At 71.6% G+C, this 18,803-nt stretch carries 18 protein-coding genes; 11 read left to right on the forward strand and 7 right to left on the reverse strand.

Annotation, left to right across the window (positions count from 1 at the left end):
- Nucleotides 1-6 precede the first annotated feature (6 nt).
- From sufC to OG898_RS22160, 6 genes are all read left to right on the forward strand, one after another.
- Entirely contained in the window at nucleotides 7-774 is a 768-nt protein-coding gene (sufC, locus tag OG898_RS22135) for a Fe-S cluster assembly ATPase SufC (protein ID WP_250742307.1), read from the forward strand.
- Entirely contained in the window at nucleotides 771-2,027 is a 1,257-nt protein-coding gene (locus OG898_RS22140; protein ID WP_250742306.1) for a cysteine desulfurase, read from the forward strand. The genes sufC and OG898_RS22140 overlap by 4 nt, the downstream gene beginning before the upstream one ends.
- A gap of 29 nt (nucleotides 2,028-2,056) precedes the next feature.
- Entirely contained in the window at nucleotides 2,057-2,518 is a 462-nt protein-coding gene (gene sufU / locus OG898_RS22145) for a Fe-S cluster assembly sulfur transfer protein SufU (RefSeq protein WP_250742305.1), read from the forward strand.
- Entirely contained in the window at nucleotides 2,515-2,859 is a 345-nt protein-coding gene (locus OG898_RS22150; protein ID WP_030009139.1) for a metal-sulfur cluster assembly factor, read from the forward strand. The genes sufU and OG898_RS22150 overlap by 4 nt, the downstream gene beginning before the upstream one ends.
- A gap of 256 nt (nucleotides 2,860-3,115) precedes the next feature.
- Nucleotides 3,116-4,477 (forward strand): DUF3616 domain-containing protein, encoded by a 1,362-nt coding sequence (locus OG898_RS22155; RefSeq protein WP_266960377.1) that lies wholly within the window; start codon nucleotides 3,116-3,118, stop codon nucleotides 4,475-4,477.
- Between the two features lie 80 nt (nucleotides 4,478-4,557).
- A complete protein-coding gene (locus tag OG898_RS22160; protein WP_266960379.1) occupies nucleotides 4,558-5,865 on the forward strand; it encodes a DUF3616 domain-containing protein in 1,308 nt (435 codons plus the stop codon).
- On the opposite strand, the gene OG898_RS22165 is transcribed toward OG898_RS22160, so the two are convergent.
- Nucleotides 5,852-6,745, reverse strand: coding sequence for a hypothetical protein (locus OG898_RS22165; protein ID WP_266958832.1), 894 nt, complete (start codon nucleotides 6,743-6,745; stop codon nucleotides 5,852-5,854). The two genes, OG898_RS22160 and OG898_RS22165, sit on opposite strands and share 14 nt — an antisense overlap.
- A 146-nt stretch (nucleotides 6,746-6,891) precedes the next feature.
- Nucleotides 6,892-8,547 (reverse strand): hypothetical protein, encoded by a 1,656-nt coding sequence (locus OG898_RS22170; RefSeq protein WP_266958834.1) that lies wholly within the window; start codon nucleotides 8,545-8,547, stop codon nucleotides 6,892-6,894.
- 125 nt (nucleotides 8,548-8,672) lie between these two features.
- Between OG898_RS22170 and OG898_RS22175 the strand changes: the two genes are divergently transcribed.
- Nucleotides 8,673-8,996 (forward strand): multidrug efflux SMR transporter, encoded by a 324-nt coding sequence (locus OG898_RS22175; protein ID WP_250742302.1) that lies wholly within the window; start codon nucleotides 8,673-8,675, stop codon nucleotides 8,994-8,996.
- 43 nt (nucleotides 8,997-9,039) lie between these two features.
- On the opposite strand, the gene OG898_RS22180 is transcribed toward OG898_RS22175, so the two are convergent.
- Entirely contained in the window at nucleotides 9,040-10,701 is a 1,662-nt protein-coding gene (locus OG898_RS22180) for a hypothetical protein (protein ID WP_266958835.1), read from the reverse strand.
- 203 nt (nucleotides 10,702-10,904) lie between these two features.
- Between OG898_RS22180 and OG898_RS22185 the strand changes: the two genes are divergently transcribed.
- Nucleotides 10,905-11,453 carry a TetR/AcrR family transcriptional regulator gene (locus OG898_RS22185; RefSeq protein WP_250742300.1) on the forward strand — a complete coding sequence of 183 codons (549 nt, stop codon included), beginning with the start codon at nucleotides 10,905-10,907 and terminating at the stop codon, nucleotides 11,451-11,453.
- A 42-nt stretch (nucleotides 11,454-11,495) separates the two neighbouring features.
- Here the strand turns inward: OG898_RS22185 and OG898_RS22190 are convergent, their stop codons facing one another.
- A complete protein-coding gene (locus OG898_RS22190) occupies nucleotides 11,496-12,368 on the reverse strand; it encodes a winged helix-turn-helix transcriptional regulator (RefSeq protein ID WP_250742299.1) in 873 nt (290 codons plus the stop codon).
- 121 nt (nucleotides 12,369-12,489) lie between these two features.
- Between OG898_RS22190 and OG898_RS22195 the strand changes: the two genes are divergently transcribed.
- The gene (locus tag OG898_RS22195; RefSeq protein WP_323182679.1) at nucleotides 12,490-12,990 is read left to right on the forward strand and encodes a hypothetical protein; all 501 of its coding nucleotides are present in this window, start codon (nucleotides 12,490-12,492) and stop codon (nucleotides 12,988-12,990) included.
- Between the two features lie 9 nt (nucleotides 12,991-12,999).
- Nucleotides 13,000-13,980, forward strand: coding sequence for a 2,3,4,5-tetrahydropyridine-2,6-dicarboxylate N-succinyltransferase (dapD, locus tag OG898_RS22200; RefSeq protein WP_266958837.1), 981 nt, complete (start codon nucleotides 13,000-13,002; stop codon nucleotides 13,978-13,980).
- A 155-nt stretch (nucleotides 13,981-14,135) separates the two neighbouring features.
- On the opposite strand, the gene OG898_RS22205 is transcribed toward dapD, so the two are convergent.
- From OG898_RS22205 to OG898_RS22215, 3 genes are all read right to left on the reverse strand, one after another.
- Nucleotides 14,136-14,390, reverse strand: coding sequence for a hypothetical protein (locus OG898_RS22205; RefSeq protein ID WP_266876878.1), 255 nt, complete (start codon nucleotides 14,388-14,390; stop codon nucleotides 14,136-14,138).
- Between the two features lie 152 nt (nucleotides 14,391-14,542).
- On the reverse strand, nucleotides 14,543-15,022 hold the full coding sequence (locus tag OG898_RS22210; RefSeq protein WP_250742296.1) for a GNAT family N-acetyltransferase: 480 nt from the start codon (nucleotides 15,020-15,022) through the stop codon (nucleotides 14,543-14,545).
- Nucleotides 15,023-15,081: 59 nt separating this feature from the next.
- The gene (locus OG898_RS22215) at nucleotides 15,082-16,923 is read right to left on the reverse strand and encodes an endonuclease/exonuclease/phosphatase family protein (RefSeq protein ID WP_266958839.1); all 1,842 of its coding nucleotides are present in this window, start codon (nucleotides 16,921-16,923) and stop codon (nucleotides 15,082-15,084) included.
- A gap of 264 nt (nucleotides 16,924-17,187) precedes the next feature.
- Between OG898_RS22215 and OG898_RS22220 the strand changes: the two genes are divergently transcribed.
- Complete coding sequence (locus OG898_RS22220) at nucleotides 17,188-18,729, forward strand: hypothetical protein (protein ID WP_250742294.1); 1,542 nt, start codon at nucleotides 17,188-17,190, stop codon at nucleotides 18,727-18,729.
- Nucleotides 18,730-18,803 lie beyond the last annotated feature (74 nt).

Consider the following 18,803-nt stretch of genomic DNA (forward strand, 5'->3'; position numbering starts at 1 on the left):
GTATCCATGGCAACGCTTGAAATCCACGACCTGCACGTCTCCGTCGAGGCCGAGCAGGGCGCCCGCGAGATCCTCAAGGGCGTCAACCTCACCATCAAGCAGGGTGAGACGCACGCCATCATGGGTCCGAACGGCTCCGGCAAGTCCACCCTCGCGTACGCGCTCGCCGGTCACCCGAAGTACACCATCACCAGCGGCACCGTGACCCTCGACGGCGAAGACGTCCTGGAGATGTCCGTCGACGAGCGCGCCCGCGCCGGCGTCTTCCTCGCCATGCAGTACCCGGTCGAGATCCCCGGCGTCTCGGTCTCCAACTTCCTGCGCACCTCGGCCACCGCGATCCGCGGTGAGGCGCCGAAGCTGCGCACCTGGGTGAAGGAGGTCAAGTCCGCGATGGAGCAGCTCCAGATGGACCCGGCCTTCGCCGAGCGCAACGTCAACGAGGGCTTCTCCGGCGGTGAGAAGAAGCGCCACGAGATCCTCCAGCTGGAGCTCCTGAAGCCGAAGATCGCGATCCTCGACGAGACCGACTCCGGCCTCGACGTGGACGCCCTGCGCCAGGTCTCCGAGGGCGTCAACCGCGTCCGCGACACGGGCGAGGTCGGCACCCTGCTGATCACGCACTACACGCGGATCCTCCGCTACATCAAGCCCGACTTCGTCCACGTCTTCTCCGAGGGCCGCATCGTCGAGTCCGGTGGCGCCGAGCTCGCCGACAAGCTGGAGGCCGAAGGCTACGAGTCGTACAGCACGAAGGGTGGCGCGACCGCGTGACACAGTTGCCTGGCCTCCTCGACATCGAGGCGATCCGCAAGGACTTCCCCCTTCTGGATCGTGTGGTCCACGACGGGAAGAAGATCGTTTATCTGGACAACGCGGCGACTTCGCAGAAGCCGCGCCAGGTGCTCGACGCGCTGAACGAGTACTACGAGCAGCACAACGCCAACGTCCACCGCGGCGTGCACGTGCTCGCCGAGGAGGCCACGGCGCTGTACGAGGGCGCCCGCGACAAGGTCGCCGCCTTCATCAACGCTCCGAGCCGCAACGAGGTGATCTTCACCAAGAACGCCTCGGAGTCGCTCAACCTGGTCGCGAACATGCTCGGCTGGGCGGACGAGCCCTACCGGGTCGACCGCGAGACCGAGATCGCCATCACGGAGATGGAGCACCACTCCAACATCGTGCCGTGGCAGCTGCTCTCGCAGCGCACCGGCGCGAAGCTGAAGTGGTTCGGCCTCACCGACGACGGCCGGCTCGACCTGTCCAACATCGAAGAGGTCATCACGGAGAAGACGAAGATCGTCTCCTTCACGCTGGTCTCCAACATCATGGGCACGGTCAACCCGACCGAGGCGATCGTCCGGCGTGCGCAGGAGGTCGGCGCGCTGGTGCTGATCGACGCCTCGCAGGCCGCACCGCACATGCCGCTCGACGTACAGGCGCTCGGCGCCGACTTCGTGGCCTTCACCGGTCACAAGATGTGCGGCCCGACCGGCATCGGCGTCCTCTGGGGCCGCCAGGAGCTGCTCGAGGACCTGCCGCCCTTCCTGGGCGGCGGCGAGATGATCGAAACCGTCTCGATGCACTCCTCGACCTACGCCCCGGCGCCCCACAAGTTCGAGGCCGGTACGCCCCCGATCGCCCAGGCCGTCGGCCTCGGTGCGGCCGTGGACTACCTGACCGCGATCGGCATGGACAAGATCGCCGCGCACGAGCACGCGATCACCGAGTACGCGATCAAGCGGCTCTCGGAGGTCCCCGACCTGCGCATCATCGGCCCGACCACGGCCGAGGACCGCGGCGCCGCGATCTCCTTCGTGCTCGGTGACATCCACCCGCACGACGTCGGCCAGGTACTGGACGAGCAGGGCATCGCGGTCCGCGTGGGACACCACTGCGCCCGCCCGGTCTGCCTCCGGTACGGAATTCCGGCGACGACGCGAGCGTCTTTCTATCTGTACTCCTCTCCGGCCGAGGTCGACGCGCTGATCGACGGGCTGGAGCACGTACGGAACTTCTTCGGATAAGACGAAGCGACGAGGGCGACGAGGGCGCAGTGAAGCTGGAATCGATGTACCAGGAACTGATCCTGGACCACTACAAGCACCCGCGCGGGCGAGGCCTGCGCGACGGCGACGCCGAGGTGCACCACGTCAACCCGACGTGCGGTGACGAGATCACCCTGCGCGTGAAGTACGACGGCGAGACCCTCACGGACATCTCGTACGAGGGCCAGGGCTGCTCCATCAGCCAGGCCGGCGCGTCGATACTGAACGAGCTGCTCGTCGGCAAGGAGCTGGGCGAGGCGCGGAAGATCCAGGAAGTCTTCCTGGAGCTGATGCAGTCCAAGGGCAAGCTGGAGCCCGACGAGGCCATGGAGGAGGTGCTGGAGGACGCGGTCGCGTTCGCCGGCGTCTCCAAGTACCCGGCCCGGGTGAAGTGTGCTCTGCTGAGCTGGATGGCGTGGAAGGACGCGACCGCCCAGGCACTGGGCGACGCCGAGAGGAAGACGGCATGACCGAGAACGCGACGCCCGAGGCGTCCATCAAGCCGGCCACCGAGGAAGAGGTCCGCGAGGCCCTCTACGACGTGGTCGACCCCGAGCTGGGCATCGACGTCGTCAACCTGGGCCTGATCTACGGCATCCACATCGACGACGCGAACATCGCGACCCTCGACATGACCCTCACCTCGGCGGCCTGCCCGCTGACGGACGTCATCGAGGACCAGGCGAAGTCGGCCACGGACGGCATCGTCAGCGAACTGCGCATCAACTGGGTGTGGATGCCGCCGTGGGGCCCGGACAAGATCACGGACGACGGCCGCGAGCAGCTGCGCGCGCTCGGGTTCAACGTCTGATCGACGCCCGCCCCGTGCACGACCCGCACGACGGCCGTCCGACGGCCGAGTGAACGAACGACCCCCGGCACACCCGTGCCGGGGGTCGTCTGTTTTCCCGGACGACCGCCCGCGTGCACCGGGAGTTGGCCACGGTGGCCGAATCTTCTCGACGGCCCGTCACAACGTGACGGCGCAGACGAGAGGACCTCCGTTGACCGTTCGCCCTTCACCGGCACGCCGCCTCGGTGCCGTGGGAGCCGCCGGGGCCGCCGCCCTGCTCGCCGCAGGACTGGCCGCGCCCGCCCACGCCGCACAGGAAGCCGCCGCCGAACCGACCATCGCGCTCTCCGCCGGTCACCTCTCCGGCGCCGTCGGCGCGATCGGCGACCCGGGCGTCACCGTGGACATCGCGCAGGAGGGGATGCCCGCCGCCTTCCTCAGGGTCGACGTCCTCTCCTCCAGCAACCCGGCCGTCGCCGGGCCCGGCGACGTCCGCATCGACCGGACCGGCCACGGCGACCGCGAGCTGACCGTCCGCCCGCGGGCCCAGGGCTACACCGACCTGACGCTCCGGGTGACCGGCCGCGGCGGTAAGACGGCCACGGCCACCCTCTCCTACGCCGCTTCGGCGCGGGTGGGCACCAGCGCCTTCTCCACCCGCTACCTCACGGGCTCCGCCGACTCCTCGGCCGCCGTGGACGTCGGCGGCGGCTACGCGCTGGTGGCCGACGACGAGACCAACGTGCTGCGCCTGTACGACCGTTCCCGCTCGGGCGCCCCGGTGAAGACCTGGGACCTCGGCCCCGCGCTCGGCATCAAGAAGGAAGCCGACATCGAGGCCGCCGCCCGCGTCGGCGACACCGTCTACTGGACGGGCTCGCTCGGCAACAACAAGGACGGCAAGTACAAGGCCGAGCGCAACACCGTCTTCACCACCCGGCTCACCGGCACGGGCGCCGACACCGAGGTCGTCCTCGGCTCCGCCTACAAGGGCCTGCGCGAGGACCTGATCGCCTGGGACACCGCCAACGGCAACCGCTACGGCTTCGCGGCGGGCACGGCGGCCGGCAAGATCCCGAAGAGCATCGACGGGTTCAACGTGGAGGGCCTGGAGTTCGCTCCGGGCTCCACGACGACCGCCTACCTGGGCTTCCGCGCCCCGCTCGCCCCGGCGGTGCCCGGCGGCAAGGCGCTGGTCGTGCCCGTCACCAACATCGACCAGGTCGTGGCCGGCGCGGCCAAGCCGGTCTTCGGCGAGCCGGTCGAGATGGACCTCGGCGGGCTCGCGGTCCGCGACATCCGCAAGAACGCCGCCGACCAGTACCTGATCCTGGCCGGTTCCTGGGCGGCGGACGACAACTCCGACCCGTACGCCCTCTACCAGTGGGACGGCGTCCCGGCCCACGCCCCGGTCAAGCGGGCCGACCTGCCGACCACCGACCCGGGTGGCTGGGAAGCCGTGGTCTCCGTACCCGACCTGCGGGTGCCCGGCGCCCGCGTCCAGCTGATCACCGACAGCGGCTCCGCCGACCTGTACGGGGACGGCACCGAGGCCAAGGACCTCACCCACCCGGAGTGGAAGAAGTCCCGGTCCGGATGGTTCATGCTCGGCCCGATGCGTGGGGGATCCCGATGACGGCGCAGAAGAAGCAGATGACGAAGAAGACGTACCTCGGCGCCGCCGGCATCGCCGTGCTGCTCCTCGCCGCCACGACGATGCCCGCGCAGGCGGTCACGTACGGCACGCCCACCATCTCGCTGTCCGCCTCCTACCTGTCCGGCGCCGTCGGCGCGACGGGTGACCCGACGGTGGACGTGACCGTGGCGCAGAGCGGCGCGGGCGTCTCCGCGCTCACCGTCAGCGCCTCGGCCTCCAGCAAGGCCACGGTCGCCGGGACCGGTGACGTGAGCGTCACCGGGGCCGGCGCGGTCCGCAAGCTGGCGGTCGCCGCCCGCGGCCGCGGCTACACCAACCTCACCGTCAAGGTGACCGGGCTGGGCGGCAAGACCGCCACCAAGACGCTGTACTACGCCGCCTCCTCCGCGGTGCAGAGCCCGGCCGACGCGCGCTACTTCACCGGTGCCTCGGACTCCTCGGCGGCCGTGGACGTCGGCGGCGGCTACACGGTCGTGGCCGACGACGAGAGCAACGTGCTGCGCCTGTACGACCGAGCCAACTCCGCGGCCCCGGTCCGGACCTGGGACTTCAGCTCGCAGCTCGGCGTCACCAAGGAGGTGGACATCGAGGGGGCGACCCTGATCGGCAACACCATCTACTGGACGGGCTCGCTCGGCAACAACAAGGACGGCGAGTACAAGGCGCCCCGCAACACGGTGTTCACCACCACGCTGACCGGCTCCGGATCCACCGCGCAGCTCGCGTACGGGCGTTCGTACAAGAAGCTCCGCGACGACCTGGTGGCCTGGGACACGGCGAACGGCAACCGCTACGGCTTCGCCGCCGGTACGGCCGCCGGTGAGGCGCCGAAGCAGATCGACGGGTTCAACGTGGAGGGGCTGGAGTTCGCTCCGGGTTCCACCACCACCGCCTACCTGGGCTTCCGCGCCCCGCTGGCCCCGGCGGTGATCGGCGGCAAGGCGCTGGTCGTGCCGGTGACCAACTTCGACAAGGTGATCTCCAGCGGGACCAAGGCCGCCTTCGGCGCGGGCATCGAGCTCGACCTCGGCGGGCTCGCGGTCCGCGACATCCGCAAGAACGCCGCCGATCAGTACCTGATCCTGGCCGGTTCCTGGGCGGCGGACGACAACTCCGACCCGTACGCCCTCTACCAGTGGGACGGGATCGCGGGCCACGCCCCGGTCAAGCGGGCCGACCTGCCGACCACCGACCCGGGCGGCTGGGAGGCCATCGTGGCGGTCCCCGACCTGTCGGTCGCGGGTGCGCGGGTGCAGCTGATCACCGACAGCGGCTCGGCCGACCTGTACGGGGACGGCACCGAGACCAAGGACCTCACCCACCCGGAGTGGAAGAAGTCCCGCGCGGCCTGGTTCACGCTGAACTGAACTCCCCGGACGGCGCGGACTGCCTGGTGAGCTCCGCCGCGAGGTCCTCGCGGCGGATCCGCCGGTCCGTGTAGAGCAGGCCGGCGGTGAGCTGCGGGAAGCAGAGCAGCAGCGTCTGGGCGACCATCGCGCCGAGCGCCGTGAGGACCGCGTGCACGAAGCCGCCGTCCACCGCCGGGATCAGGCTGAGCGCCCCGGCGAAGGCGAAGGGCAGCTGGACGGCGTACGCCGCTGCGAGCGCGAACGCGGCGGCGAGGCCGGTGAGGCCGAGCGTGCGCCACCAGGCCCCGCGCACCAGGCGGGCCGAGCGGCGCAGGGCGCCGAGCGGGCCGAGGCCCTCGCAGGCGGCGACCGTGGGCGCGAGCGCGCACAGCACCCCGAGTCCGAGTGCGGCCGGCAGGGTGGCCGCCGCCGCCAATGGCGGCAGCCCTGCGGCGAGGACGGCGGCGCCCGGTCCGGCCACGGCGCCGAGGACCAGGAGCTGGGCGCCGAGGACGGCCCCGAAGCGGGGGCGGGCGGCGCGCAGCAGCGTACGGGCGGTGGCGGGGCGGCCGAGGACCGCCGGGCGGAGCACGGCGCCCGTCAGGGCGGAGGCCAGGGCGCAGGTCAGCAGGGTCGCCAGGGCCGCGGCGGGAACCAGGGCGTCGACGGGCCGGACGTGCAGCGCGAGGGCGGCCAGGGCGGTCGCGGCGAGCAGCAGCAGCGCGGCGAGCTGGCCGAGGAGCATGGCGCCGACCAGCGGGACCCAGTACCGGGCGAGGGCGGCGCAGGCGCCGCCGAGTATGTCGCCGGGAGTGAGCGGCCGCAGGGATATCACCCCGGGCCGGGGTGGCCGTGGCGGAAGCCAGCCGCCGCCCCAGTGGGTCCAGTGCCCGTCCATGCGGATCCCCTCCCGTCCCCGGTCGCGGCGCACACCGTAACCGCAGGCGCCGGGGAAGTCCCGTAGCCGCGCGGAAATGACCGCGCCCCGCCGGGACATGGGCTCCGGCGGGGTGCGGCGTGCGGGTGGGCTGCTCGCCGGACGTCCTACTGGACGTCGACGAAGTCCTCGCGGCTCTGCGAGGAGAAGTGGTACGACGGGACCTTCGTGTACCGGGCCTGCCAGTAGCCGTCCTTGGCGGCTGTGAAGGCCCTGGTGAACAGGCCCTTGTCGTCGGTCCTGGCGGTGCCCATCGCCTTCCAGGCGGTCGTGCCGTTCGGCCGGAACCAGATCTCCACGGTCTGGCGGGCGGCGGGAACGAAGACGCCCGTGAAGCTGCTCGCCTCGCGGGTGAGTTTGCCCGTGATCGTGATCGGCTTTCCGGCCTTGACCGGCTCGGGCGCCGCATTGAACTCCGGCAGGGCGGTCTCGACGACCCCCGGCCTCCCGGTCGTCGGCACGGCGGCTCCGGAGGGGATCGCGGAGGTTCCGGCGTACCGCAGGCGCCATTGTCCCGGGCCCGTGTACGGGACGTCCTTGGCCGTGACGGTGGCCGTGCTGGTTCCGGCGGGGGCGGTGCTGGTCAGGGTCTTCACGGTGGTCCAGGTCGTGCCGTCGGACGTGAACTGGACCTCGACCTTGAGCGGGGTGGGCGCCGGGATGTCGTACCGGCGGAACTTCCCGGAAAGGGTGACCGTCCTGTTGGCGTTGACCGTGAGGGCGGGCGTGTCGTGGAATCCGGCGCTGGTCGTGGGATCGGACGCCACGTACGCCGAGGCGGTGGGCAGCCATGCCGTGGGCAGGATGACGATCCGCTGCGGGCGGGTGCCGTCGATGGGGACCTGGACGGTGAACCGGCCGTCCGGGCCCGACTTGAACTTCTGCACGTTGTAGACCGTCATGAGCGTTCCGACGGGCAGTGGCTTCTCGGTGCCGCCTTCGAGGTGGTAGAAGGCCTGGCCGCTCACCGGAGCCGAGGACTGGTCCGGTCCGGTCACCTTGTTGGTGTCGAGAACGATGCGGGTGTACGGATGCTTGACCTCGACCTCGAGGCTCTTTCCGTGTGCGGTGTCGGAGCCGTCCGGCCGCAGGACCACGAGGATCTTCTGGTGCCAGGTCCCGTGCGCGGCCTTCTCGGTGCCGGTGAACGTCAGGGGCGCTTCGAGGTGTCCCGAGGCGTCGGTCGTGAAGGGGGTCCTGCCCGCTGTCGTCACCGCGACCAGCTTGCCGTTCGGCAGCGGCCGTTCGGAGTCGTCGCGGGGGTCGCGGGCGACGGCGTCCGCCTTGACGGTCACCGTCCTGTGTTCGAGGTCAGGCGTCCCGAGGACCTCGAAGGTCTTGACCTTCGGGATCAGCTGGTAGTCGAGGGTCGCCCTGTCCTTGTGCAGGATCGGTTCGCCGGCGGTGCCGTCGTACTCGACGTCCACGCTGTACTTCGCCAGCTCCGCCAGCTTGAGCGGCGCGGTTTCGAGGGCCGTCGTGCCCGGGTCGTCCCCGCAGGACGGGTTGCACGGGTCGTCGTCCTCGATCAGCCGGAACGCCGTGACGGTGGCGACCGGGGTGTCGGTGCCCGTCTTGCGCAGGTGCACCTTCAGGTCCTTCGGCGTGGCGGCCGTGCCGAAGTCCACGTAGACCCGCTCGTCGTGGGTCCACGCCTTGAACCCCGCCGGGAACGGTTCGGCGGCCTGTGCGGCCGTTGGTACGAGCAGTCCTCCGGCGAGCGCGGTGGCGGTGCACAGCACCGCCAGGGTGCGCTTCCTCATGTGTCTCCCCCATGGAAATCAACGTGTTGATCATCTGTGCGACATCCGGGTGCGGCAAAGGGTTGTACGGGTGTCCGCGGTTTGCGTGTGTACGGGCGTACGCATCGTTGTGTACGGTCGTACGCATGCCCTATCTCCTGCTTGCCGCCGCCATAGCCGCCGAGGTCGCCGGCACCACCGCCATGAAGTTCAGCGAGGGCTTCACCAAGCTGTGGCCCTCCCTGATCACCCTGGTGGGCTACGTCATCGCCTTCACCCTGCTCGCGCAGACGCTGAAGTCGATGTCGGTCGGCACGGCGTACGCGATCTGGGCCGGTGTCGGCACGGCCGCGATCGCCGCGATCGGCATGATCTTCATGGGGGAGGCCGCGACGGCCGCGAAGATCGGGGGCATCGCGCTGGTGATCGCCGGGGTCGTGCTGCTGAACCTCGGGGGGACGACGCACTGATGCCCCGCCGGCAGGCCGACGGGGCATCAGTGGGCGCCGTTGCTCACTGCACGTCGACGAGGTCCTCGCGGCTCGTGGCGTTGAAGTGGTCGTACGTGGCCTGGTCGTAGCGGGCCTGCCAGACCCCGTCCTTGGCGGCCGTGAAGAACGTCTTGAACGTGCCGTCGGCCGCCGTCGTGGTGCTGCCCGCCAGCGTCCACGCGGTCGCGCCGGTCGCGCGGAAGTAGATGCGGACGGGCTGGCCGCCGTATCCGGACCAGGTGGTCTCGTTGTAGTACCGGGTGTGGGTGAGCTTGCCGGTGATGCCGATCGGCTTTCCGGCCTTGACCGGCTCCGGGGTGGCGTTGAACTCCGGGATCGCCGTGTTCACGCGGGCCAGGAACGAACCCCCGGCAGGCCCGGCGGGGATCCCGGGGGCGGCGACGTACCGCAGCCGCCAGCTGCCGGGCCCCGGATAGGGCAGCCCCGCCGCCGTGACGGCGCGCGTGCTGTCCCCGGCCGGGGCGGCGCTGTACCGGGTCGCCTTGGTGATCCACTCCGACGAGCCGCTGGGCTGGAACTCGACCAGGACCTTCAGCTTGGCGGGCGCCGGGAGGTCGTACGCGGACAGCTTGCCGGTGAGGGAGACCTTCCGGTCCGCGGTGAGGGTGGCGCTCAGGCCCCCGTGGAAACCGGCGCTCGTGGAGGGGTCCACGGCCACGGTCGCGTTGCTGTTCCCCAGCCAGGCCGATCCGGTGAGGGTGACCAGCCCGGAGATCCTGCCGTTGACCAGGATCTGTGTGGCGAACCGGCCGTCCGCGCCGGTCTGCGCCGGGCCCCCGTCCCTGGACCGGACCCAGGTTCCCGCGGGTGCCGGCTTCCAGGTGCCGTCGGCACCCTTGAAGGTGAGCCGGCCGCTCACCGGAGCCTTGGAGCCGTCCGGCGCCTTCACCAGGGCGGTGTCCAAGGTGATCCTGGCGGTGGGGCGGGGGCCGGTCTGGACATCGCGCGACTGGGCCCGCGGGCCGTTCTCCCGCTCCTGCTCCGGCCGGAGGGTCACCCTGACCCGCGGTATGGACCCCGACGCGACCTTTTCGGTACCGGCGAAGGTGAACGGCGCCGTGATGTGCCCCGAGGCGTCGGTGAACACGGGGGTGGAGGCCCCCGCCGATTCCAGGATCAGCTTGCCGTTGGGCAGCGGCCGCTCGATGTCGTCGCGTGGGTCGAGGCCCACGGCTTCGCCCTTGACGGTGACGGTCCGGTTCTCGAGGCTCGGACTCCCGTCCACATCGAGGTCGGTGACACGGGGAATGAGGCCGTAGGTGAGGGTGGCCTTGTCCTTGTGCACGATCGGTTCGCCCTGGGTGCCGTCGTACAGGACGTCCACGCTGTACGTGCCCAGGTCCGCCAGCCGCAGGGGAGAGGAGCGGATGCCGGTCTCGGAGTCGTTGTCGTCATCGCAGGACGGACTGCAAGGGTCCTCGTCGGGCGTGGATTCGAACGAGGTGACCGTCGCGACCGGGGCGTCGCTGCCGGGCTTGCGCAGGTTCACCTTGAGGTGCTGCGGCAGCTTGGAGCCGCCGAAGTCCAGGTGGACGCGGGTGCCGTCGGTCCAGGCCTTGAAGCCGGACGGTTGCGGGTCCGCCGCCAGGGCTGCCGTGGGAATCGCGAGGACGACCCCGAGCGCCGTGGCCGTGCACAGAGCCGCCAGGCTGCGCTTCCTCATCTGTCTTCCTCCGGGAACTCGACTGGGCTATCAGGATTCGGAGTTGAGACCCGCCTGCCGGGCAAAGGGTTGTACGGGGACTTCGACGAGTCGTACCGCGCACGTCCGGAGGTGCGTGCGCGGCTGTGTACTGTCGTACGCATGCTTCGCCCGTCACCCGCAGCCGCCGTGCCCGCCGTCGCCGTGACGGGACCCGTCCGCTGATGGCCGGCTCGGTGCGCCGCTACGACCCGGACCGGCGGGAGCGGATCATCGCCGCGGCGATCCGGGTGGTGGGAGCCCGCGGCATCGCGGGGCTCAGCCACCGCAGCGTGGCGGCGGAGGCCGACGTACCGCTCGGGTCCACGACGTACCACTTCAAGACCCTGGACGACCTGCTGGTCGCGGCGCTGCGCCAGGCCAACGAGGGCTTCGCCCGTGCGGTGGCGGACTCCGCCGCGCTGGCCGATCCGGACGCGGACCTGGCGGGCGCGCTGGCCGTCCTGCTGGGCGGGTTCCTCGGGGCGGACCGGGCGCGGGCGGAGCTGGAGTACGAGCTCTACCTGGCCGCCCTGCGCCGGCCCGCGCTGCGTCCCGTGGCGGCCGAATGGTGCGAGGCCGTCTCCGCGGCGCTGTCCGCGCGGACGGACCCGGCCACGGCCCGGGCGCTGGTCGCGGTGATGGACGGGATCAGCCTGCAGGTGCTGCTGACGGGGGCGGAGTACGACGAGGCGTACGCCTGCGAGATCCTGCGGCGGGTGCTGCGGGCCTGACGGCGGCCCCGGCTGCGGCCCCGGCCGCAGCCGGCCCCGGGGCTACGCGCCGCGGACCGCCGCGAGGGCGGCGGCCACGCTCGCCTCGATGTCCTGGACCGGGTAGAAGACCTCGCGGACGGTCCGGTCGCGGTCCACGACCAGCGTCAGGCGCTTCAGCCGGCTGATGCCCCCCGCGCGGAACGTCGGCAGCCGCAGCGCCGTCACGAGTCCGAGCTCCGCGTCGGAGAGGAGCGGGAAGCGGAGCCCCTCGGCCTCCGCGAACTCCCGCTGCTCGTCCGGCCGCTGGGTCGACACCCCGTGCACCGTCGCACCCGCCGCCGTGAACTCCGCGAGCTGGTCCCGGTAGGTGCACGATTCGAGGGTGCAGCCCCGTGCCCCGGGGATCCCGGCCCACCCCGGCGGGTAGGACTCGGACCGGGCGAACGCGCCCGGGAAGCAGTACAGGACGGTGAACGGCGTGTCCGCCACCGGGTCGCGGAGCTCGCCGAAACGGTCCGGCAGCGTCAGCTCCGGCAGCCGGGTGCCGCGCAGGGCGTGGACCCGTACCGCTTCGCGCGAGGCCTCGTGCGTCGTCGCCGTCATTTCTCCCTCTCCCAGGATCCAGGTGTCCCCCCAGTCCTGGAGGGCGACCAGTACCGGCAGCAGGCCGCGTCCGCGCGGGGTCAGCCGGTATGCGTAGCGCACCGGGCGGTCCTGGTACGGCTCGCGGGTCAGCACGCCGGCCTCGACGAGCAGCTTCAGCCGTTCCGTCAGGACCTTGCGGGACATGCCCAGTTCGCGCTGGAAGTCGTCGAACCGGTGCACGCCGCGTGCCGCGTCGCGCACGATCAGCAGCGTCCACCAGTCGCCCACGACGTCGAGGGCCTGGGCGATGGAGCAGTCCGCGTCGTCGAGGTGCGTGCGCTGGGCCATGGGCACTCCTTTGTCCGTTGACCCGAGGCTGCCATGCTGACATGGTTAGTTCCCAAACGGAACTCACTAAGTGGGGGAGTGCAGGTGTGCTGCAGGGATTCAAGGACGTACCGAGGGTCGTGTGGCTGCTGGCTGTGGGGATCCTGGTTCCAACGCGGGCTTCGCGGTAGGCGCACCGGTCGGGGCCCTCATCGCGACCGGGCTCCCGTACGACTGGCTCTTCGTCGCGGTCGGCCTCGGCACCCTCTTCTTCGCCCTCTGGACCGCCCGGGTCGTCCCGGCCGGGGCGGCCGTCAAGCCTTCCGCGGCCCCGGACGGGGGTCGGGGCCGCGGAAGCCTGTGGGGTGAGCTGCGCGCGCGGCCCGCCGTGCTCGTCCTGCTCGGCGCGATCGTCGTCATCGACATCGTCTGCCGGCAGCACTGCACGACCTTCCCCGTCGTCCTCGCCGCCCCGCTCGGAGGGGCCCTGTACGACGTCGCTCCGGGCCTGCTGTGGCCGCTGTGCGCGGTACTCGGCACAGCCGCCGGCGGGGTCGTCCTGGTCATGGGTGCGCGCGGGACGCGGCGACGCGCGCGACCGGCACATGAGACCGGTTCGCGACCGCAGGCCGTCGCCGGTTAGGTTTCGGGCATGACTGCTACGCGTACCACCGGCGCCGTCGCCGCCGGACTTGCCACCATCACCGCCGACGGCACCGTCCTCGACACCTGGTTCCCCGCCCCCCAGCTGGTCGCCGAGCCCGGCCCGGCCGGCACCGAGCGCCTCACCGCCGAGCAGGCCGTGGAGCTGCTGGGGGCCACCGCGCCCAAGGCGATCCGCCAGGACGCGGTCCGCGGCGTCGAGGTCGTAGCGGTCCGCACCGTGATCGCCTCCCTGGAGGACAAGCCGCTGGACGCGCACGACGCGTACCTGCGCCTGCACCTGCTCAGCCACCGCCTGGTCAAGCCGCACGGCCAGAACCTGGACGGCGTCTTCGGTCTGCTGGCCAACGTCGCCTGGACCTCGCTCGGCCCGGTCGCGATCGACCAGGTCGAGGCGGTCCGGCTGAACGCCCGCGCCGAGGGCCTGCACCTGCAGGTCACCTCGATCGACAAGTTCCCGCGGATGACGGACTACGTCGCCCCCAAGGGCGTGCGCATCGCCGACGCGGACCGGGTCCGCCTGGGCGCGCACCTCGCCGAGGGCACCACCGTCATGCACGAGGGCTTCGTCAACTTCAACGCCGGCACCCTGGGCACCTCCATGGTCGAGGGCCGGATCTCCGCGGGCGTCGTGGTCGGCGACGGCTCCGACATCGGCGGCGGCGCGTCCACCATGGGCACCCTGTCGGGCGGCGGCAAGCAGATCATCTCGATCGGCGAGCGCACCCTGATCGGCGCCGAGGCGGGCGTCGGCATCGCGCTGGGCGACGAGTGCGTCGTCGAGGCCGGCCTGTACGTGACCGCGGGCACCCGCGTCACCCTGCCGGACGGCCAGATCGTCAAGGCCCTGGAGCTCTCGGGCGCCAACAACATCCTCTTCCGCCGCAACTCGGTCACCGGCGCCGTCGAGGCCCGCCCGTACAAGGCGGCCTGGGGCGGCCTGAACGAGGTCCTGCACAGCCACAACTGACCGACACCGGTCCGGTCCTGCCGGCGCCCTCCCACCCGTCGGGGTGGGAGGGCGCCGTGCGTGGTGCGCCCCTCCCGCCCCGAGCGGGGGAGGGGCTGCGCGCACGCGGGGGCCGCGCGGGCCGGGGGTCCGGCGGGCGGCGGTGTCAGTGCAGGTCAGTGCAGGGGGATCGTGCGGACCAGGCCGGCGAAGGCCTGCTGTTCCGCCTCGGTCAGTTCCACCGACTCCATCGGGTGGACGGAGGTGCCGCGCTGGGCGGGGATGACCGAGAGACCTTCGAAGGCGCCTGGTTCCGGGTGGTGGAAACGGCTGTCCCACAGCATGTGGCCGAGGCCGATCAGCCAGACGGCGGCGGCCACGAGCAGGACGGCGATGCCGATTTCCTGCGCGAGGGAAATGGAGGGGAACACGCGGTCCTCCAAAGGAGTGCTGGAGTGCGGTACAAGATCGGGCGTGGGGACACTCAACACCAGAACCGCCCGAATGGGTAGGGATGTGCTGAGCGTCACGCCAGGGCCAAAGGTCCCTTCCTCGGCTCCCGACCGTCCGGCTTCCGGCCCCGCTAGGCCAGCGGCAGCTTGAAGCCCTCGTGGCTCCGGGCGTAGCCCAGCCGCTCGTAGAAGCGGTGCGCGGCGGTGCGCCGCTTGTTGCTGGTGAGCTGCATCAGGCCGCAGCCGCGCTCGCGGGCCCGCTCCGCCGCCAGCTCCATCAGGCGGGCCCCGAGACCCCCGCCCCGCCGGTCCGCGCGGATCCGTACGGCCTCCACGAGGGCCCGCTCCCGTCCGCCCTGGCCGAGACCCGGGATGTACGTCAGCTGCAGACAGCCGACGAGGTCCCCGTCCGCCTCCAGGACCAGCATCTCGTTGCGCGGGTCCGCCGCGATCGCGGCGAAGGCCCGCTCGTGGGCCTCGGAGACCGGCGGGGCCGGCGCGGGCACCGTCCCGGCCCCGGCGTCGGCCGCGGCTCCGGCCGGGTCTTCGTCCTGGGCCAGCAGGGCGAGTACGGCGGGCAGGTCCTGACGCGTTGCGGTACGGAAGATCATGCCGGGATCATGCCAAAGGGGCCGGGCGGCGGTGCGGCCCGGCCCCTTCGGCGCCGCCGCTACGGGCGGAAGCGCACGACCTGCGGGTCGTGGTCGCTGTTCTGGTTCGCGAACTCCGCGTTGATGTGCACGCTGTCGTAGCTGAACTGCTTGATGCCGGGGCTCGTCAGGATCTGGTCGAGGACCTGGGCGTTGCCCTGGTAGACGTACGAGTACCGCTCCGACCGCGGCAGGGACTTGATCGCCGAGTACAGCGCCCCGCCGTCCTCCAGCGCCTTGGTCGTGCCGGAGAACTCGAAGTCGTTGATGTCGCCGACCACGAGGACCGCGGCCTTCTTCTCCACCGCCAGGATGTCCTTCACGAAGCCGTTCACGGCCTGCGCCTGCAGCAGCCGCTTCGCCTCGGAGGAGCGCACCGGAGGCTGGGTCGCGGAGGTCAGGCCCTGGTCGCCGCCCTTCGAGCCGAAGTGGTTGGCGATCACGAAGACCGTCTTGCCGCGGAAGACGAACTCGCCGGCCAGCGGCTTGCGGCTGTCCACCCACGCCGGGTTCGCCGGGTCGATCCGGCCGGGGGAGTGGGTCAGGGCGGCCTTGCCGTCCTCCTTCACCACACCGGTCGCCGTCACGGCGTCGCCCGGGGCGCGCTCGGTGAAGGAGACCCGCTCCGGGTTGAAGAGGAACACCTGGCGGATGTTGCCGCCGGGCTCGCCGCCGTCCTTCTTGTCCTCCGGGTTGACGGTCCGCCACTGGTAGGCCGGGCCGCCCGCGGCCTTGATGGCCTCGGTGAACTTCGTCAGGGTGGCCTCGGCCGAGACCGTGCCGTCGTTCTTGGCGCCGTTGTCGTCCTGGATCTCCTCCAGGGCGAGGATGTCGGGGGAGGCGAGGTTCTCGACGACGGCCTTCGCCAGGTTGTCGAACTTCTCCTGGGGGTCGGTCGGGTCGAGGTTCTCCACGTTGTACGTGGCCACCGCGAGTTCCTTCTCGGCCTGCGGCTTGGTCTTCTCCGGGGCGAGGGTGCCCGCCTTGACCGTGCCGAGGGTGCGGGCCACCAGGGTGTAGCCGCCGAACTGGTTGAAGTCCAGGGGGCCTTCGGTGGGGCCGGTCAGCTTGTCGCCGACGTTGGCCACCGGGAAGGGCTGCTGCGCGAGGGGCGCGAGCTGCTGGATCTGGAGGCGGCCGGTGTTCTGGGAGTCGTACGAACCGTAGAGCGTGCCACCGCGCTTGGTGTTGTTCTCCCAGCCCTTCACCGTGACCCACAGCTCGGCGTACGGGTCGGTGGCGCCGACCACGCGCGAGGTGCCGATCGCGATGTTCATGCCCTCGAGGGACTCGTAGTAGTCCAGGGCGTAGCGCGAGGGCTCCAGGGTCAGGCCGTTGATGCTGCCGGCGGCGGCCGGGTCGCCCTCCGGGGCGTAGGCGCAGGGCACCGAGTACTCGTTGACGGCGGTGGCCGCGGGCAGCGCGTTGCCCGAGGAGACCACGGTCACGACGGGCTTGGAGATCTGGGTGACCGACTGGTTGCCGGAGGAGACGCCACCGGGGATGTACTCGCCGACCAGGCCGGAGACCTTGACGGCGTCGCCGACCGCGACGGTCGGGACGGAGCTGGTGAAGACGAACACGCCCTCGCTGGTGGCGTCGTCGTCGTCCGTGTCCGGGTCCTGGATCCAGAAGCCGCGCGAACCGTACGTACGAACGCCCGTGACGACGCCCGCCACGTCGGCGACCTGCTTGCCGACCAGCGGGGATATCCGGGTGGTGCCCTGGATGTCGTGGATGCGTATCGGATCGGCGGACTCGGCGCCTTCGGCCGCGTCGGCGGTGCCCGCGAGCAGGCCGGTGGCCAGCGCGGTGGCGACGAGGGCCGCGACGGCGGCGGAACGGGGATGCGAGGAGCGCATGGGCGGGAACTCCGGTGTGTGGAGGAGGAAGCAGATATCTACGCGCGTCAATTTCCTTCGTGGCCGGCAAAGTTGTCAAGCCCTACAGGGAATACGGAGGTTGACTGTGGGATGAACCAAAGGGGAGAGGCCGCCGGACGCGCCCGAAATGCGTCTACTCTGGGGCGCCGTACGACCCGTACCCGAACCACCCGAACCACCCGAACCCGAACACCTCGAACCACCCGAACCCGAACAACCCGTGCCCGCGAGGAGAACCGCCCCATGTCCGCAGACTCGCACCCCGCGCTGCCGCCGGTACGGCTGCTCCCCGACGCGGAACTGGCCCGCGAAGCCCTGGCCGCCCCGCTGTTCGCCCGCGCCGTGCGCCTCGCCCGCTGGGCCGGACCGGACACCCGCGTGGACACCGGTGGCGAGCTCGTCGCCGGGCAACTGCCCGAGGCCGTGGCCCTGCTGGGCCTCGACCCCGCCGACGAGGACTCCGCGGCCCACGCGAGCCAGGCCTGGCGGGTGGCCGTCGACACCGGCCTCGTCGACGTCACCGAACCGGAGGAGGACGGCTCCGCCTCCGGGGAAGCGTCCGAGGATGACCGGGAGTTCGGCACGGCCGAACCCGGCGAGGACCTGGCACTGGTGACCGGCGGAACCCCCGGCGACGTGCTCGACCTGTGGCTGGCGGCCCTGGACACCGTCCTCGCGGACGCGGCGGTACCGGCCCTGGACGACCTCGTCGACGCCCTCGACGCGGGCGGCGAGATCGACTTCGACCAGCTCGACTGGAACCCGCGCCGCGAGGCCGACTTCCTCGACGGGGTCCTCGCCAACCTCTACCTGCTCGCCGTGGCCGAAGGCGGCACGGCCGACGGCCCGGTGCCGCTCCCGGTGCTCGCCGCCTCGATGGTGGTCCCGGACGACATGGGCGATCCCACCGACGCCGTACTGGAGCAGGTCTCGGACGCGATGATGCGCCTCGACGACCAGTTCCGGCAGCTGGAGCCGATCGGGCTGGTCGAGTTCCGCCCCGTCGACGAGGCGCTGATGGCCGAGGCCGAGGACGAGGAGTTCCTCGCGGCCGCGGAATCCGGCGCCGCTCCCGACGAGGAGGACGTCTCCCGGTACGGGCTGGTGCGCCTGACCCCCCTCGGGCTGTACGGGATCCGGGCGCGCATGCTGGAGGCGGGCGTCGAGGCCCCCGCCGTCGGCGAACTGGCCGGCAAGGGCGCGGACGTCCTGCTCGACGTGGTTTCCCACTACTCCGAGTCCGCCGCCCAGGCCGAGATCGAACAGTGGCTGGCCGGCCGCCCCGTACCCGAAGCCGTCACGGAGCTGCTCGCCGCCGCCCGCGGCGCCGACCCGGGCGGCCCGCTGCGCCGGCTGCGCTGTCAGCAGGCCCTGGCTCCGGCCGGAGCCGAGGCCGAGCAGGCCGTCCGCGCCGTACTGGACGACGCGGAGCTCGGCGGGCTCGCCCGGGTCTGGCTCGCCGAGCGCGGGGTGGCCGACGTACCGGCGCCGGACGAGGAGATGGTGTTCTGGCTGACGGTCGACACGATCGCGGCGCAGCTCGCGACGGGCGGCGCGAGCGGTGGGGGAGCCGGAGCCGACGGCGGGGAGGGCGCGGAGGCGGAGCTGCCGCTCCTGATCGAGTCGCTGACCGCCCATCACGCCGGGTTCTTCGAGCAGGCCTGGCGGGTGGAGCACCCGGCGACGGCCTACGTGCTGGAGGCGATGGGGCGGCTGCACCCCGACAAGAAGGCGGCCAAGGAGGCGCGGAAGGCCGCGTTCAAGGCGCGTTCCCGGGGCGTGTGAGGCGTTGGTAACCGGCCGTTCCCGCGAGGGACTCGGCCAACGGGGACGCCGGTGAAGGGGTCGATTCGTTTTCC

It is taken from the genome of Streptomyces sp. NBC_00193, from assembly GCF_026342735.1.
In the GTDB taxonomy this organism is placed as follows: Bacteria; Actinomycetota; Actinomycetes; order Streptomycetales; family Streptomycetaceae; genus Streptomyces; species Streptomyces stoeckheimensis.